This window comes from Streptomyces sp. UH6 (genome assembly GCF_013421635.1).
Lineage (GTDB): Bacteria > Actinomycetota > Actinomycetes > Streptomycetales > Streptomycetaceae > Streptomyces > Streptomyces abyssomicinicus.
Genome location: NZ_JACADT010001116.1, coordinates 1 through 1,757, shown reverse-complemented (window position 1 = coordinate 1,757; position 1,757 = coordinate 1). Strand labels below are relative to the sequence as shown.

Sequence of the window (1,757 nt, the reverse complement as noted above, 5' to 3'; positions counted from 1 at the left end):
CCTTGGCCCGCCTTGGCGCGGTACTGGGCGGCGTCCGCCAGCCGGAACAGCCGCCGGGCCGAGGTCACCGGGCCGACCGGTTCCTCCGTGGTGGCGATCCCGCAGGCCACGCCCTCGCCCAGCTCCAGCTCCAGGGCCCGCCGGCAGAGCTCCTCGGCGGCGCCGACCACCTCCGCGGTGGAGGGTCCCACCGCGATCAGGCAGAACTCGTCCCCGCCGAGCCGCGCGGCCAGCGTGTCCGGCAGCATCGCCCCGCAGAGCGAGAGCACCGAGCCGAAGCGTTCCAGGAGGCGGTCGCCGACGGCGTGGCCGTGGGTGTCGTTGACCTGTTTGAGCCCGTTGAGGTCGCAGACCACCAGGCTGACCACGGCGCCGTCGGTCCGGTGGCGTTCGATGGCCTCGTCCAGCCGGGCGTCGACGGCACGGCGGTTGGCGAGGCCGGTCAGGGCGTCGGTGAAGGCGAGGCGCTCGGCCTCCTCCAGCCGCTCGATCTGGGCCAGCCCGGCCGCGACGACGGCCGCCAGCACGGTGGCGAAATCGGCGTCGGAGCGGTCGAAGACGGGGGCGCCCTGAGGCCGGGCCACGTACAGCTCGCCCCAGGCGCGTCCGTGCAGCACGATCGGCGCGATCACGCAGCATCCGCGGCCGCGGCGGCGCAGCGCGGCGACGCGCTGGTGGCAGTACCCGGCCCGGTCCCGGGCGTGCCCCCCGGCCGGCCCGCCGGCCCCGCCGCCGTCGGCGCTCTCCACCCAGGCGTCCGGCTCGCCGCCGTTGGCCCACCGCTCGTGGAGGAACTCGGTGATCTCCGGGAACTGGTTCACCGGGTACGACTCGGCCTCCGGGAACTCCTCTTCTCCGGGGGCCCGCTCGCCGACGTTGACCAGGACCCGGAGCCGGCCCATCTCCCGCTCCCACACCGACAGCGCGGCGAAGCTGCCGCCGAGCGCGTGACCGGCGCCCAGGGCGGCGGCACGCCAGGACTCCCGGGGCGTCCTGGCGGCGGCCATACCCTGGGCCAGCGTGACTACCGCGCGCAGGCGGCTCTCCTCTGCCATGCGTTCAGGCTAGGGATGTTTCGCCCGAAACGTGACGTCGGAGGCCCGCGGCGGTCACCGAGCGTGAGGGGACACCGGCCGGAGCGGGTTCACACCCAGAGTTCGGTCACGCCGACGTCCAGCTTGCCGAGCAGGCGCCGCAGCAGCGGGAGGCTGAGCCCGATGACGTTGCCGTGGTCGCCGTCGATGCCCTCGACGAACGGCGCGGAGCGGCCGTCCAGGGTGAACGCGCCGGCCACGTGCAGCGGCTCCCCGGTGGCGACGTAGGCGGCGATCTCCTCGTCCGTGGGGTCGCCGAAGCGGACCACGGTGGAGGCCGTTCCGGAGGCGTACCGCCCGGTGGTGGTGTCGTACACGCAGTGGCCGGTCTGGAGGACGCCCGCGCGGCCCCGCATCGCCCTCCAGCGGGCCGTCGCCTCGGCGGCGTCGGCCGGCTTGCCCAGCGGCTCGCCGTCGAGGTCCAGCACGGAGTCGCAGCCGACGACCAGTGCCCCGGACGCCTCCGGGCGGGCGGCGACCACCGAGGCCTTGGCCTCGGCCAGCGCGAGGGCCAGCTCGGCGGGGGTGGGGGCGGTCACGGCGTCCTCGTCCACCCCGCTGACGATCACCTCGGGGGCGAACCCGGCCTGCCGGAGCAGTCCGAGCCGGGCGGGGGACTGGGACGCCAGGACGAGCCGGCGTGCGGGCCGGCCGGCCTGGCCG

2 protein-coding genes are annotated in these 1,757 nt (G+C 76.0%); both read right to left on the bottom strand.

What is annotated here, in order from left to right; all coding sequences use genetic code 11:
- The coding region (locus HW445_RS29790; RefSeq protein ID WP_180223926.1) for a GGDEF domain-containing protein at window positions 1–1,055 on the bottom strand (1,055 nt) is incomplete at its 3' end.
- Between the two features lie 89 nt (window positions 1,056–1,144).
- A complete protein-coding gene (locus HW445_RS29785) occupies window positions 1,145–1,723 on the bottom strand; it encodes a nucleoside triphosphate pyrophosphatase (RefSeq protein ID WP_180223927.1) in 579 nt (192 codons plus the stop codon).
- Window positions 1,724–1,757: the final 34 nt, after the last annotated feature.